Origin of the sequence: Sinorhizobium sp. 8-89 (genome assembly GCF_030124325.1) — a bacterium.
In the GTDB taxonomy this organism is placed as follows: domain Bacteria; phylum Pseudomonadota; class Alphaproteobacteria; order Rhizobiales; family Rhizobiaceae; genus Sinorhizobium.
This window is the reverse complement of the sequence record NZ_JASKLR010000021.1, coordinates 1-15,802: the sequence shown is the minus strand read 5'-3', so window position 1 is coordinate 15,802 and position 15,802 is coordinate 1. Positions and strand designations below refer to the sequence as shown.

At 58.4% G+C, this 15,802-nt stretch carries 8 protein-coding genes; 7 read left to right on the top strand and 1 reads right to left on the bottom strand.

Going from position 1 to position 15,802, the window contains the following annotated elements; all coding sequences use genetic code 11:
• Positions 1–1,745 precede the first annotated feature (1,745 nt).
• Both QN219_RS26450 and QN219_RS26445 read left to right on the top strand, forming a co-directional pair.
• On the top strand, positions 1,746–2,768 hold the full coding sequence (locus QN219_RS26450) for a LysR family transcriptional regulator (protein ID WP_284003144.1): 1,023 nt from the start codon (positions 1,746–1,748) through the stop codon (positions 2,766–2,768).
• 247 nt (positions 2,769–3,015) lie between these two features.
• On the top strand, positions 3,016–4,029 hold the full coding sequence (locus QN219_RS26445; protein WP_284003143.1) for a 1-aminocyclopropane-1-carboxylate deaminase: 1,014 nt from the start codon (positions 3,016–3,018) through the stop codon (positions 4,027–4,029).
• Positions 4,030–4,480: 451 nt separating this feature from the next.
• On the opposite strand, the gene QN219_RS26440 is transcribed toward QN219_RS26445, so the two are convergent.
• Positions 4,481–5,842 (bottom strand): cytochrome P450, encoded by a 1,362-nt coding sequence (locus QN219_RS26440; protein ID WP_283979307.1) that lies wholly within the window; start codon positions 5,840–5,842, stop codon positions 4,481–4,483.
• 1,001 nt (positions 5,843–6,843) lie between these two features.
• Here QN219_RS26440 and QN219_RS26435 point away from each other — a divergent pair.
• The 5 genes from QN219_RS26435 (at position 6,844) to QN219_RS26420 (ending at position 15,652) form a co-directional block, all read left to right on the top strand.
• Positions 6,844–8,166 carry a pitrilysin family protein gene (locus QN219_RS26435; RefSeq protein WP_284003141.1) on the top strand — a complete coding sequence of 441 codons (1,323 nt, stop codon included), beginning with the start codon at positions 6,844–6,846 and terminating at the stop codon, positions 8,164–8,166.
• On the top strand, positions 8,163–9,506 hold the full coding sequence (locus tag QN219_RS26430; RefSeq protein WP_283979305.1) for a pitrilysin family protein: 1,344 nt from the start codon (positions 8,163–8,165) through the stop codon (positions 9,504–9,506). The genes QN219_RS26435 and QN219_RS26430 overlap by 4 nt, the downstream gene beginning before the upstream one ends.
• 480 nt (positions 9,507–9,986) lie before the next feature.
• Positions 9,987–10,784 carry an SDR family oxidoreductase gene (locus tag QN219_RS26425; protein WP_284003140.1) on the top strand — a complete coding sequence of 266 codons (798 nt, stop codon included), beginning with the start codon at positions 9,987–9,989 and terminating at the stop codon, positions 10,782–10,784.
• Between the two features lie 859 nt (positions 10,785–11,643).
• Entirely contained in the window at positions 11,644–11,814 is a 171-nt protein-coding gene (tnpB, locus tag QN219_RS34280; RefSeq protein ID WP_405052268.1) for an IS66 family insertion sequence element accessory protein TnpB, read from the top strand.
• Between the two features lie 922 nt (positions 11,815–12,736).
• Positions 12,737–15,652, top strand: a complete 2,916-nt coding sequence (locus tag QN219_RS26420; protein WP_284003139.1) for a Ulp1 family isopeptidase — start codon at positions 12,737–12,739, stop codon at positions 15,650–15,652.
• The last annotated feature ends 150 nt before the right edge of the window (positions 15,653–15,802 follow it).

Genomic DNA, 15,802 nt, shown 5'->3' with positions numbered 1-15,802 from the left:
CACCCGAGCTTTAAGAATCAGCATAGCTCACGATGTCACGTAGTTTGTCGAGGAAGAGGTCGCCAACGGGCGAACTCTCGCTGAGGCGACACCGCCTGCGATCATCAATGAATGTGCCACTGCCTCAGGTATGGAACGCGCCTGATGTTGCTTTTCTCGGACTAGCGGCGTCAGCAGGGCCTGTGGCCGACTGGTCAGCCGGCTGTCGCTCGTCTTGAGCCAGTCGGGCCTCAGCCGGAGTGCGGCGAGCAAGGCTCTTAAGGACGGGGACCACAGGCCCAGGAAGACATCGGCGTTTCGGGTTTGCCCCAAGGGCGTGACTCGGCTCATTGCCTCTCGACGCTTTTCCTCTGCCACCGGACCCTTGTCGACAGCCCCGGCCTCCGGGATTTCGCCCAGAAGCGCGTTACTGCCCAGGTTTGTCGACTTGCCAGCAGGAGACGTCTCCGCCGTCGCCACAGCGTTCCCCAGTGCCCTGCCCGGGCTCGGATCATCTTGTTTGGACGTGGCGCCTGACTGGAACTTTCCTGAGCACATCGACAGCATTCTCCGGTAAATGAAAGGATGGACAATGTTAGCGCCGGTTGTCTGACCCGAGCCATGCAAACTGCTGATCGCATCATGCCCTTTGGATATAGGTGAAGCTCTTTCGAAGGACTGCAACGAACAGCGCTCTTTGGCGGCACACCTGACACACACACACACACTCTCTCTCTCTCTCTCTCTCTCTCTCTTCGGCGACATGTTACGCGACATCACAATTTGCTGGCCCAACGAGCGGCGCGGGGCCACCCAGTGCGTTACGGGCGAAGGCGAGGCGCGTGTGCCCGCTGCCTGGTCGCCGTTGCGCAAACGAGCAGATCAGATGAAGAGCGTTGGAGCGCATGTATCCACAGCGTGGATGAGAATCATGCGAAAACTCAATTTTCCCACTCAGGCGGAATTCGATTAGAAAAGCGTTGACTACATCGGAGGCAGACGTGGAAATTCGAACACACCACTCCAACGGGGGCTGTTGCAAAGGGAACATGATTGGTCCCGGCCTCGGCACGCGGTTTCCAGCGACAAACTGTTTTTTCGGCTTGTGCACTGGTGCCCCGACCCGGGGTGCCCACCAGTGCAATCTCGAGGAGCCCGGCCGTGCGAGCGCAAGCATGCGACGAGCAATGGCTCAAAGTGCGCGGGGCCCCCCGTGGCGAGGCGCCTGCGCTTGCCCTGACTTCGCGCCGCTGCCAGATTCATCGGCTTCATCAGGCCGAGGTAAGCTCAGTCCATGGCCGCGGCGTCTACGAGTGGCCCTGCAACATTTACCTTCAGTGTCATCAACGCATAAAATCAGGCTGGGTAAATATTGCAAAGAGGTCCTTCGCCGGATTGAACGATCGGAAACAAGCGGGCACAACAGCTTAACCTATTAGCCTTGCCCTTGCACAATGAATGCGGTGCGCGGCAGAACGCAGCCGAAACAGCTTAACGGCACCGTCGAGGCCGGCAATGATTGATCATGCTTCACTAGCTTCACTCAATGAGGACCGACTATGTAAGGCTCAAGTTTGGAGGTGATGTACGCAGGCGCAAAGGTCATGTCGCGTCCGGCGATGATCACGTGATGCCCCAAGTGCTCCGATCTTGCGGCAATTCGCAATTAGTCGCGAGGCCTATGAAGGCCTTTAGTAATCCGTTTCACGACGGCCTCGTTTTTGAGGGTATGGCCCGAGAACGCTACTTACCCTGGAGAAGTAATCATGGATCAGCCCGTTTGGAAGGGGCCGCAGACGACTGTCGGGGAAGGTGACGCCGCACAGCAGCGGCAGATACCGAACCTGGCATCGATCGACCTGAACCGACTGGTGGAGCTTGAGGCGCTACTGCAGTGCCGAAACATCACGCACGCGGCCCAACACGTCGGCCGCAGTCAACCGGCAATGAGCCGCGCGTTGTCAAGACTGCGAGGCATGTTCAATGACGATCTTTTGGTTCGCGGCTCAAGCGGCCTGGTCCTGACGCCGCAGGCTGATCGCTTGGCCAAAAGGCTCCCGTCTTTGTTGAATGCAATCCGCGAGATGGTGAACAGTCGCAGCTTCGATCCAAGAGACATGCGGTGCAAGATAACAATGGCGATGCCAGATCACCAAGGCCTCGTTCTGCTGCCCGGTCTATTGCGGCGTCTACAGGAGTGCGCACCTCATCTCCATATTGTCACCGATCCAGTGCTGGACGGCGCACTGCGGCGACTTGAGCAAGGTGAGATCGATCTGGCCATGGGGCAAATCGGTGCGGCTCCGGCGGGCTACTTGCGGCGAACGCTCTACACCGACCGCTGCACCTGCCTGCTACGCCACGACCACCCGGCCCTGGAGCGGGAATGGAGTATCGGGACCTTCGCTGCTTTGCGCCACGCCTCCATTGGCTCGAACGCCAATGATCGCTTCGGTCAAATCTATGACGGACTGGCCCAGCTCGGTCTACCGGATCGAAATCCATTGGTGGTTTCTAACCTGCTGACGGCGGCTGTAGTGGTCGCCGCGACCGACCTCGCTCTGATTGTACCGCATCGCGTAGCAACCCGAATCGCCGCCATGTTGCCGCTCGCGATTGTCGATCCCCCGGTGGAAGTGACGCCCTACGAGGTCGTGCTGATCTGGCACGAGCGCTGCCATCGCGACGTGGAACATCGGTGGCTGCGCCGTGAAATAGCCGTCGCAGCGCGGATCGACGGAGCGGATCTGTCGGACGAGTGCGGTATACCTTTCGACGACCCGCATTGAGGATACTTCAACTACGCGAACCGCGCCAAGAAAAGCAGTTGGAGCGGTAGCAGCAAAAGACGCTAAGGTGGCCGCTACGGTAGGCATGGGCTTTCTCGTAAACGGACCTCCTCGCAGCAGCCGCGCCGGCAGCGTACTCGCTTTTTTAAGAGCCTGAAATCCGAAAACGCAGCCGACCTCAGGTGCGCCGCTAAGGCTCATGCAGAACCACGTTCAGTTCGATCATTCACGTATGGCTGGAGAGATCATGCTAAAACAATTTGAACGATACCCGCTTACTTTTGGACCGACGCCTATCGAGAAGCTTGACCGCCTCGGAAAATACCTTGGACATAAAGTCGAAATTTACGCTAAACGCGAGGACTGCAACTCCGGTCTTGCTTTTGGCGGAAACAAGCTCCGCAAGCTCGAATACATCGTTCCTGAGGCGATCGCCTCCAAGGCCGACACCCTCGTTTCCATCGGCGGCGTACAGTCCAACCACACGCGGATGGTCGCGGCCGTTGCTGCGAAGCTCGGCATGAAATGCCTTCTGGTGCAGGAGAGCTGGGTGCCGCATGAGGACGCCGTCTATGATCGGGTCGGCAACATTCTGTTGAGCCGTATCATGGGCGCGGAGGTGCGCCTTATCGACGAGGGTTTTGACATCGGTATCCGCCGCAGTTGGGAACAGGCGCTAGACGACGTCAAATCAAGAGGCGGTACGCCCTATGCGATACCGGCCGGGACATCCGTTCACAAGTATGGCGGCCTCGGCTACGTGGGCTTCGCAGAGGAGGTGCGCGCTCAGGAGAAGCAACTTGGGTTTGCCTTTGACTATTTTGTGGTATGCACGGTCACCGGGTCGACGCACGCGGGTATGCTCGTCGGATTCGCTAAGGACGGCCGACAGCGAAACGTGATAGGCATCGATGCCTCGGCCACTCCCGCCCAAACCAAGGCGCAAGTACTAAACATTGCCCGGCATACAGCAGATCTGATCGACCCGGCAATGGAAATTATTGAGGACGATGTGGTCTTGCTCGAGGAGTATGCACGCCCCTGTTATGGCATTCCATCCGAGGGAACGAAGGAGGCTATCCGCCTCTGCGCGCGGCTTGAGGGCATCATTACTGATCCAGTCTACGAGGGTAAATCAATGCAGGGAATGGTCGATCTCATCAAAAATGGCTTCTTCCCAGAAGGGTCGCGGGTTCTCTACGTGCATCTCGGTGGCGCGCCAGCTATCAACGGCTACAGCTATACGTTTCGCGAAGGCTGACCCTCCGTTGCGACGGCGGTCGCTGCGGCCCTCTGGTGCACGGTGCGATTATCACGCCGCGCCTTTCAAAAAGCCGAGGTAACGCTGTGCCAAGCGGGCCAGATCTTGCAGCGAGCTTGTGTAGGCACGAAAACGGCGGTCACAGGAGCTCCGGTTGGAGGAGCATAGCAGGTGAATGCTCTCTCCCTTCCAGGGTTAGGCTCACTTACGGCTGCGATCGATGCTCGTGGAGCGCGGCCGCGGTTATCGCGTGGAAGCGGAATGAGCGTAATGGTGATCTGGTAGCCGAAGTGAGATGGCCGAACAGCCATTCGCCGCGCTGACGCAAATTTCGATTAAGACGAGGCAAATGGGATCGATACGTTCACTTCGTCACGCTTTCATCCAGATTACAGTGAAGCCCACGTCCAGCAACCTGAAATTTCTTGTTATCATGCCTCACGCTTCCTCCCTACTTCCTTCGTCGCCGAATCGACATCGAGAGAGTTGGGTGAGGCCGCAGCGTGATCTTCATCACACGCTTCGGCGGGGTCTCGGTGCAGTTAAAGAACTCAAAGGACTGAAGGAGGACAGCAAGAACGGCGACGGCTTCCATGAGTGCGAAGGCGCTGCCTAGACAAACTCGGGGACCCGCGCCGAACGGCATATATGCATAGCGGTGCCGCGTGCGGGTGTTTTCGGGGTCAAACCTCGTCGGCTCGAAGCTTTCTGGATCCGGCCATAAATCGGCTTTACGATGCAAGGCGTAAATGGGGATGAAAAAGACTGTACCGGCTGGGATGAGGTACCGGTCAAGCCGGAAGTCGTTGATTGCCGTACGCGTGATGATCGGCGCCGGGGGAAAGAGGCGCATTGCCTCCAAAAATACCTGCTTCGTATAGATGAGTTGAGTTAAATGCTCGGGGAGGACTGGGCCACCTCCCGTAACCTGCGAAATCTCCCTGACGACCTTTGACTTATCTGCCGGGTGCCGCGAGAGAAGGTGAAGTGTCCAAGCTAGACCGAGCGCAGTTGTCTCATGTCCAGCAGTGATGAGGGTCATCAGGTTGTCAATGATTTCCTCGTCGTTCATTGTTCGGCCGGTTTCAGGGTCAGACGCCGCCAGCAGCATCGAAACGAGGTCATGCCTTTCGTTCGCCTGGTTTCGACGTTTCGCGATCACTGCCGCCAGGCTCGCGCGGAGAAAGGCGACTGCCGCGCGTGCTCTAGTGCGGCCTGGATACGGAAGCCACTCAGGTGCGCCGATCATTCCAAAAGCTAATGTCCAACCGCTCGGCTCAAGGTAGTCCGTTATGCTCCGCTCGACGCGAGAGACATTGATGCCGTGTCCGCCCGACATCATCGTTTCGACAATTATGTCGAAGGCCGTGCGCATCATCTCGTGGCCCACGTCCAGAACTTCGCCGTCGTGCTGCAGCCAGCGAGTCTTAGTCTGTTCAGCGGCCGCGATCATCGTAGGCTGGAGGTCAAGAAGCCTTTCGTGCCGGAAAGCGGCGGCCACCGATTGCCGCTGCCATTTCCAGTGCGCACCGTCGGCGGTTAGCAACCCGCCGCCCAGCGCAGGTCCCAACATGTGCTTGGTATGCTCGCCCTTGCTAAGGCGCTGGGCATTCTCTACCAGCGTCTTCTGGATAAGGACGGGATCGCTCAGATACACGTTCAGGCTGCCCAACTGCCTAGTGAAGACGATGGACTCCTGGAATACGGATGGAGGCAGAGCGTCCAGTGGATTCTTGATCATGGACCACAATGCCTTCGCCGTCGAATGCTTTGTCATGGGAAACGGTGACGGAAAATTGATGCTCGCATCCATTAAGAAGCTCCTTATGTGACGCCATCCTGCATTCATGACACGGTACTGCGGCCGTGCCGAGTCCGCCGTCAATCGACATACATCAGTACTAAGCCATTGAGCCTTTCACCAGTCTCGTGGGGTACAATGATGAGCGTAGCGAACTGCTGACAATGGTTCGCACCGCTTCTCGCAGGGATATAACTCGTTTCGTCTTGGGCCTGACTTCAAGCGTCTGCGATAGCGAACCACAAGACAACTTCCTCACCCGGTACCCGAAAGTCTTTGAGCCAGATCATTTGAACAGAAGAAAACCCTCGCGCTGCGTGACCTTGGTCGCCGACGATGTTTATGCTCGCGGGGCGTCTACTCGGTTCAAGACCGATCCCAACTCCGCACGGTCGGATTGTCTTTCAATCCCGTCGTAACGGCTTCAACCGGAAAAACAGCTTGCGGTGCGTCTCGGCTCGGACGGCAGAGTCCCGGTCTCCCAGGAGTGCCATTTTCAATGCTCGACTAGTCGTCTCCAGGTCGGACAAAACGACTGGCGCGCGGTCGACCTCTGTACATGGTGGCGACGGATATGAAAATCAATTCATGCCGGAAAGCAGAGATGCGGCAGGTCGGTGCCATCGCCGTTCGCACAGTAGATCCTGTCGATTTCGAGTGTCCGATGTACAACAATGTCGGACATGCGAGACAGCTGGTTCGATCGACTACCTTGTATTCATGAAGCTTTTTCTGTGGCACGCGCGTTGCTCTGCGGCCTTTGCAGACGCATCACGGACAACGATAATCGTGCGGAGAATGTCCAAATGATTTCAGAACGCTTTATGCCGGGGCCTTCGCCCGGCCTTCCTACCGCAGCACGTTCCAGATGGAGAAGAAGGAGGACGCCGTACTCGCCAAGAAACGGTCAAGCCAAGACTGCACAGGCGCTTATACCTTGGTGTTGGTCGACGATCCGTCCTGGAGTGGTTTCGTGCATACGTGCACTTGCCCTGGCCCTCGCGCTTCAATCTATGATGACCTCGGAAGCGGCGGCCGTCGGGGACCCGCTCGAGGTTGGAAATTTTATGCTGAGCAACGGCCTGGAGGTGGTCGTGATACCCGATCACCGGGCGCCGATCGTTACGCACATGGTCTGGTATAAGGTTGGCAACGCCGATGAACCAGCCGGCAAATCGGGCATCGCTCATTTTTTGGAGCATCTGATGTTCAAGGGTACGAAGAAGCACCCTGCCGGCGAGTTGGCCGCAAAGGTCGCCGAGATCGGCGGGGAGGAGAACGCCTTCACTTACCGGGACTACACCGCCTACCTTCAGACGGTTACGCCGGAGGCGCTCGGGACGATGATGGAATTCGAAGCTGACCGGATGCGCAATCTCGTCCTCACCGACGCGGTTGTCGAGACAGAGCGCGATGTCATTCTCGAGGAGCGGCGATCGGGTATCGAGAACCAATCCGAGCAACTTCTCGACGAGGAGGTGCAGGCGACCCTCTATCAGAACCACCCTTACCGCATTCCGGTCATCGGCTGGATGCACGAGATGGAACAGCTTAATTGCGGGGACGCCCTATCGTTCTACGATCGCTTCTATGCCCCAAACAACGCCATACTGGTGGTGGCAGGCGACGTGGACACCGCGACCGTGTGGAGGCTCGCTGAGAACACCTACGGGGCCGTGCCGCGCGGACCCGACCTGCCGCCGCGTGTGAGGCCGCAGGAGCCGGAGCAGAACACCAAGCGGACGGTCACGCTCACCGACCCGCGCGTTACCATGCCGAGCTTCCAAAAGTCCTGGGTAACGCCTTCCTACGGAACAGCCGAGCCCGGCGAAGCCGAAGCCCTCGAGCTTCTATCGGAAATTCTCGGCGGAGGAACGCGCAGCCGGATCTATCAGGACTTGGTGGTAAAGCAAGGAATAGCCGACGCCGGTAGCGCCTATTTCGACGGAACCATGCTCGACCCCTCAAGCTTCACGATTTATGGCTCGCCTCGCGGGGGTGCCAAGATCGAGGCAGTGGAAACGGCGATCGACGCTGAAATTCAGAAAATCATCGAGGACGGCATTACGGATGTCGAGCTGGAGAAGGCCAAAAACCGCTTCCTGCGCTCGGTGATCTTCGCATGCGACAGTCAAGCCGGAATGGCCAGGATGTACGGGGCCGCGCTTGCAACCGGGGGCACTGCCTACGACGTACAGGAACGGCCGTTGAGGGTCCGCATGGTAACGGCGGCGCAGGTGCAGGCGGTTGCCAGGAAATACCTAGATCCCGAGCGATCCGTGACGGGATATCTTCTGCCGCGGCAAACCGTTACCTCAGGAGAGAAGAGCCGATGACAATTTTCAACCGACTACCGGTCGGGGCCGCCAAACCATTGCTGGTCGTGCTCGTATTGATGGGCCTCTCTGCGACGCCGGCTAGAGCAGCCAAGGCGATCCAAGAGGTCACGACGTCAACCGGCATCACGGCCTGGCTGGTGGAAGATTATTCGCTGCCGATCGTCAGCATTCGTTTCGCGTTCCGGGGCGGCAGCACCCAGGATCCATCTGGTAAGGAAGGCATTGTCAATCTCATGACAAGCCTGTTGGACGAAGGGGCCGGCGAGCTTGACAGCGAAGCCTTCCAGGAGCGGCTGGATGATGCTGGCGCGGCGACGCGGTTCTGGGCCGGATCGGATGCGGTGTACGGCTCGATGCGAGTGCTAGCCGATCAGAAGGACGATGCGTTCGATCTACTCCGGCGGGCCATCGAGCAGCCGCGTTTCGACCAAGAGCCTCTGGATCGCATTCGAGGTCAGATAGGCTCCGGGATCAGGTCACAAGCTAAGGATCCGGAGACGGCCGCAGAGGTCGCATGGAGCAAGGCAATCTATGGCGATCATCCTTATAGCCGGCCATATGAGGGCACCGAGCAAACCCTCGCCGCTGTTACGACCTCCGATCTGAGAACGCTTCACAAGCGGCTTTTCGCGCGCGGCAACCTCTCCATCGCTGTGGCAGGAGCGATCAATGCCGACACGCTCAAGCGCGATCTGGATCGGATATTCGGTGGGTTGCCTGCCGAACCCTCCCTAGTGCCGATCCCTGAAGCCGAACCTAAACTGGGTCAGGAAATCCTCACTCCCTTTTACCTCGCGCAAACCCGGCTGAGCCTAACCTATCCGGGGCTCAGCCATAAAGACGCGCATTTCTTCGCAGCCTATCTGATGAACAACATCCTCGGGGGCAGCGTATCCACGTCCAGGCTCTGGAACGCGGTTCGCGAGAAGCGAGGGCTTGCTTACGATATTCACTCTATACTCGACAACCGCGACTATGCCTCGACGCTCGTTATCGGCACGGGAACCCGCCCGGATCGGGCCGCGGAGGTACTGTCCCTCATTCGCGGGGAGGTGAGGCGAATGACAGATGAGGGCGTCAGTGAGAAGGAACTCGAAGCAGCGAAGAAAGAGGCCATCGGCAGTTATGCGATCGCGAGCCTCAACTCGTTGAGCGCAATCACGCACACACTGCTTGAAATCCAGATGGAAGATCTCGGTATTGACTATATCGAGCGGCGGAAACAGCTGATCCAAGCCGTAACCGTGGATGACGTCCGGTCGGCCGCGAGACGGCTTCTCTCAACGGACCCCGCTGTCTTGATCCTCGGAGCGCCGCTCGAGGAAAGGAGAGGTTGATGGTCCGCAGAGAAAGCCCGACCGTCGCGGCAGCGGTCGGGTCGACGTTCTCCAGGCGGCGGGCCTGCAGACTTGTGCACATCCTCGTGGTCGGGAGTCGCCAAGGTCAGCTTCTTACGTCGCTCACCGGAGTGTCGAGCCGGAGCTGTGCCATCGCACCACGCCCCCTAGCGCCACCCATTTGGCCGCGGTGCTCATGCCGCAATGCAGCTTTTAGAGTAAGCATTCGGGGCGAACATTCTGGCCTCTAGCAGGCGAATCTTCTGACGGATCGAACAGATGTTAGCGCGCCGCTTCCGATCAAATTGTTACTTCTAATCGCCTCGACGGGAATTTGGACACAATGTGAATCTTGCGAATTGGAGATTCGCGTGCAACGCGCATAGTTCGGTGCGGGTGTTCTCTTCAGATCAGAAGGCGTGGCGAGCCGGTGGAAAGCCACCTTGGTCACGGCATTTCAACAACAGATTGGTGCAACTCATGAATAGGACTGAAGAACACACCCATGGGGATGCCCGCGGCTGCGTGATCGTCACCGGTGCAGCATCTGGAATAGGACGAGCGACGACCTCAGCGCTTATAAGCGAGCGGTGGCAAGTGCTGGCATTAGACTGCAATGCAGAGGCACTTGAAGTGCTCCGCCGCGATGTCGATCCTTGCGATGCACTGACGATTCACGCAGTGGATGTCACGCGAACCACTGAGGTTGGGCGAATTTTCAGCGAACTGCCTGACGCGACGCCGCTGCGCGGATTGGTTTGTTGTGCGGCGCGTGGAGACAACACACGCTTCTTAGACATCTCTCTGGATTCGCTGCACTCCCTGATCGAGTTAAATTTCATTGCGACGTTCTCCATTTGCCAGACCGCTGCACGGTGCATGGTTAAAGAGGGCGGAGGCTCTATCGTTAACATTTCTTCAGTCTCAGGTCTGCGAGCCAATGCGGGTCGATCCGCTTACGGATCGTCCAAGGCTGCCGTTGAGATGCTTAGCAAAGTAATGGCCGTGGAGTTGGCGCCCTTCAACGTGCGCGTCAATGCTCTCGCGCCTGGGCCGACGCTGACCGAAATGGCTGCCAAAATGCACGACGGAGCCGAGCGACGGCGACTGCTTAGTTCTGTACCGCAAGGACGATACGCAAGCCCCGATGAAATTGCGCAGGGCGTCGCATTTTTGTTGGATCCCATCCGCTCTGGATACATAACCGGCCATACCCTCTGTGTGGACGGCGGAATGTTCGCAGCCGGGAGCTTTGAGCCCGTAGTTGACGCAAGCTAGCGGCCTGTCAGATCCAAGTTAGTAAGGACGTTTGCGGTACGGGGCGCGTCATTGTCGCAGGATCACTCCGAGGGGAGTTCGCGGCCTTCTGTGCAGCACGAGCGCAGGCAAGGCAGCGATCTTCAACGATGCCGGTGTAGGAAAGGACTCCGACGGAATTCGACCTCGAAAATGGAATAATCCTTACGTCAACGAGGCTGCGCGAAAGCCTGGCTGCCAAGTTTCCCTGAGCGCGCGCTCGTGTTGGCTGCTCCAGTACTCCAATACGAAGTCCCCCCAAAGGCCGAGAGCCGAGCCGTATACCGGGTGTCACGGTGGCCGTCGTAGTGATTGACTCGCTTGCACTGCTTCTGCCTGGGGCCTCCCAATCTTTCATGGTCGCCGGCTCGCACCGTGCACTGCTTCCGATGGACGGAAGACTTCTGCTAAATGGTGAGGGTCCGGTGAGCGAATTTTGCTGAGCGAGCCAGTTAGGCGATGTTCTGGCATTAGAACCAGCATTGGTGCTGACACTAATTCCAGATCTCAGAGTTGGCATGGCTCGCATGGAGATCATTTCCAGCGTTGAGCGTATGGTCGAAAAGAAGCTAAGCTGGAGATATTGGCAGAAGCGGACCAGCCTGGCGTCCGCATTGGCGATGTAGCTCGTCTTCATGACCATCTATCCGGCTCAGATCCGTTTATGGCGGAAGACACTTAGCCACTTCGATGCGTCAGCATCGTTTCTTCCGGTACAGCTCGTCGACGAAGTAGGCCTTGGGCGGCCTGCGGCTTTGCCGACGCCACTGTTTATCAAGATCTTGCTACGAAACGGTCGGGGTTTGAAAGTTCCACCAGACATCGAGCGAAAGATGCTGGCATGGTTGATCGCCTGTGTGGAGGCAGCACGATCGGGTTTTCAGGGAATGTGCGGGTCTATTTGGCCTGTGGGGTGACCGATATGCGGCGTGGCATTGCTGGGCTGTCGGCGTTGGTCGAAGCGGTCATAAAGGAGGCGCCGGGGTCTGGCGCGATCTTCGGGTTCCGCTGATCAGAGCCCATATCGCCGCGGTCGACCGAATACACACGGACGAACCCCGGTTGATCTTCTCGACCCTCGCTCATTTCCACTCCATCCAGTACCGTTACCATCCGCCGATCAACGACACATCGATCTCTCGCTGCGAGAGCAAAGCGCGAAGCGGTCATTCCGCGCGGCAATGGTCGCGCTTTGGCCGTCGAACACAGCCGCTCTTACCTGACATGAACCTGACCTGCCGCAGGTTGCATCCTGAGAGCGGTCCTGGGAATTTCTGAGCAATCTGCGTCATCGTTGGGCCTGCGGCCGCTCCGTCGCCGAACGATGCCGAACGAGGACGACGAGAGTGCAATACTGAAGGCGATGTTCGCCAGCTGCAAGGAATTAGACTCCTGTGGGTATCCTCGTATCGGCACTCCCGGGAAACAGGGCGCTTGTCGTGAACCACAAGACCGAGGCGCAATGGCCTGATCGGCTCAATGGGGTGAAGACGGAGTCCGCACGACAGGGGTCAAAAGCAGGGAGAGCGTAATAAAGACGATTGACGGTCGAAGCGGTCTGTCCGGTGGACTTCCAGCACAAGCGCGGGCTACATTCCCACTCAGCCATTTAAGCTCGCAACCAGTTCAAACATCAACATCCGGCAGACCGGCACATCAGTAGCCGCATCATTGTCTACCCTCAGCCGGCACGGAATTTGCATCGGCAGTCACAGAGAGGCTCGTCAGCCTCTTGAAAGCTAAATGAGATACATTGGACGTTGAGCAACGAAAAGGAATGCAAATTGTGCGTCCGAGCTTAGCTCATTGGCCAGCTATGATTTGTGTCATCTAGGGAGAGTGATGTGGAGCCCTGCAACGGATGGTTTAACGCTTGGATGTACCACTATGCTGCTCTGCAAGAACAGCAGCGGGCGAGGCAACAATCGGGAGACATGCCCGAGGATCAAGCAGGTTTTGAACAGCAGGTGAGCGGGTTGCAGCTCAGTTCCGCCGGCGAGCGCTCCGGTGATGCTATTTACCCTGGTGCTAGTATGCCTAACACGCGCCCCGCGGAGGTGCATGGAAACATCCAGCGCGCTGATATCGAGGAATCGACGTGGATGCCGTCGCAGTCCGACCCACGAAATAGCGGGTTCAGCAGCACGAGCCACACCGTGCCCTCGGAAGCGCATCCTGCTGCGCGGACGAAGGACAGCAAAGGCCGGCATCTGTCACGTGTCAAGTCAGGGGTCGTCAAAGCCTTCGGGGGAAGTTGTCGCGAGAACTCGGCCGGCGTCTCTGCGTCGCAAGTAGTCCATTCAGAGCTTCGCATATGCTGCGCGAAGCGACGCATCGCGACCGAGCCCTTCGCGTCGGACAAAATCCTTGTTTCCAGGTTTCTGAGAGCGTCTCTCGGCAGCACATTTTTGCATCCTGCCCAGAGGAATGCATCTCATTTGCGCCAGTTCAGTGCCTGGCTTAACGAGCGCGAGAGGGAGCCAATTGCCGACCGGCTGAACGAGCATAAGTTGGACGACGATGCGCGGGAGTATGCGCAGCAATCTGACCCTACCGGCAGCAAGAGCACCAAAGATCAAATCATAGAGGCATTGGAAAATCTACGGCATGCCGATCTGCCACCAGCTGAGCTCACAGATGACGAGAGGCTTATTGCCGAGTTCAGGAAGGCGGCCCAATCGGCCGGCCGGCCGAAAAGCACCGTCCTTTGGTGGGTGGGTCGGCTGCAACAATTGCGCATATGGCTTTGGTCCGAGGGCTTGACGCTGACCAGCGTGCTTGACCGCCCCGAGGAATTGAAGCGACTTGCGACACTTTCTGGCACAAGGAGTATCCATGCGGCGCTGCCAGTGCTCCAGGAATTCCATGCCGCGAACGTCGAGGAACGCCCTGCGAATTTCAACATCCACGGCCGACAGCGCTTCGGGCGCCAGCTGAACCCCCATCCCGCAGACGCCCGGCTCATCGACGCTATGCTCAAGGAAGCCCTGCGCGGACTTGGAGACTCGACTGCGGCGCAAAAGCTGCCCCTTCGATTAAGCGCTAGCCGGCTTCGTGCCTTCAGTGACTGGCTCCAAAGGGAGGGAAAGGGCAACATAGTTGACCGGCTCAGCGGGACTGGGCAGCGGAATGCGTTAAACGCAGATGCCAAGAACTTCAGGAGGAATAGACGTTCATTCTGCGAAAAAGATTTGACGATGCTTCGGCAATACCTACAAGTCGTCGAGGCGAATAGAGCGCTCGGGTTGCGGGCTCCTGAGGAGGCGCGTTCGTTCGCCGGGGAAGACGCCCAGCAGTCCAGCTTGTTTCAAGAGTCTTCCTCAGCTCCAGACACCCCGTTCGAGGGAGCTTGGGATTGGCTCAGCAGGGAGATGCAGGGCTCCGCGTCGCAATCGTCTGCAGAGCCCTCCTCACCTCCAGACACCCCGTTCGAGGGAGCTTGGGATTGGCTCAGCAGGCAGATGCAGGGCCCCGCGCGTCCCTCGTCTTCGAGGTCTCGGTCGTCAGACCTTGCGACACTTTCTGGCACAAGGAGTATCCATGCGGCGCTGCCAGTGCTCCAGGAATTCCATGCCGCGAACGTCGAGGAACGCCCTGCGAATTTCAACATCCACGGCCGACAGCGCTTCGGGCGCCAGCTGAACCCCCATCCCGCAGACGCCCGGCTCATCGACGCTATGCTCAAGGAAGCCCTGCGCGGACTTGGAGACTCGACTGCGGCGCAAAAGCTGCCCCTTCGATTAAGCGCTAGCCGGCTTCGTGCCTTCAGTGACTGGCTCCAAAGGGAGGGAAAGGGCAACATAGTTGACCGGCTCAGCGGGACTGGGCAGCGGAATGCGTTAAACGCAGATGCCAAGAACTTCAGGAGGAATAGACGTTCATTCTGCGAAAAAGATTTGACGATGCTTCGGCAATACCTACAAGTCGTCGAGGCGAATAGAGCGCTCGGGTTGCGGGCTCCTGAGGAGGCGCGTTCGTTCGCCGGGGAAGACGCCCGGCAGTCCAGCTTGTTTCAAGAGTCTTCCTCAGCTCCAGACACCCCGTTCGAGGGAGCTTGGGATTGGCTCAGCAGGCAGATGCAGGGCCCCGCGCGTCCCTCGTCTTCGAGGTCTCGGTCGTCAGACATCTACCGCAGTCTTGACTCTCTGGTTGATTTGCCGTCCACACCGCACGAGTTGCGTGATGATCATTATGCGCCGGCGTTTCCGAGCACATCCTCCGATGCTCAGATCGCGGCGTTGAGTCCGACCGCCTCGTCCCATGACGGTGGTCGGCTGGAGCTCGGCGCCACGGATTGGCTGGGTGACCAGCATATCGCGGCGGATTACGCGCTTCTGATGCAGGAATTGCAGCGGGACAATCCGGATCTCGCCTCCCGGACGCGGCTCGTGGATCCCCTCATAGCTCACTATCATCTGCGCTTGGGCCCCGAAAACGAGGCGGTGCGTGCCTTCCAGCGCATTGTCCATAATCAGGACGGTAACGATACAGCCGACTTCCTGTTCTTGCCGGTGAGCGATGCCAGTGCTTGGGATCCCGAATGCCGCGGCTGGCACTGGTCGCTGCTGCTCGTTGATCGTCGCGAGCGGGCAAGGCCGGTTGCCTTTCATTACGACTCGAACCGGGGATCCAACAACGAGCTTGCAACAATGCTCGCACAACGCCTGGGCGCCCGTCTGGAGCCAGCCCGCATGACCCAGCAGCGCAACGGCTATGATTGCGGTGTCTTCGTCCTGGACGGCACGCGGGTACTGGTTCGCCAATTGGCGCAAGAACGGCGGCCAGCCATGCTGCACCTCGATAACCTGGTCGTTGATCGGCTGGCACTGCAAGACCGACTCCGGCGCTGATGTCGGCGCGGCGATAATCAAGGGTTCTTGGGTGCAATTCGCTTTCCACTCTGCGTATTTCAGGCGATCGTGAGCACGGATTTCACTGCATCGTGAGCACGGATTTCAGGGGATCATGAGCAACGATTTCAGAGGATCGTGAGCACCTTT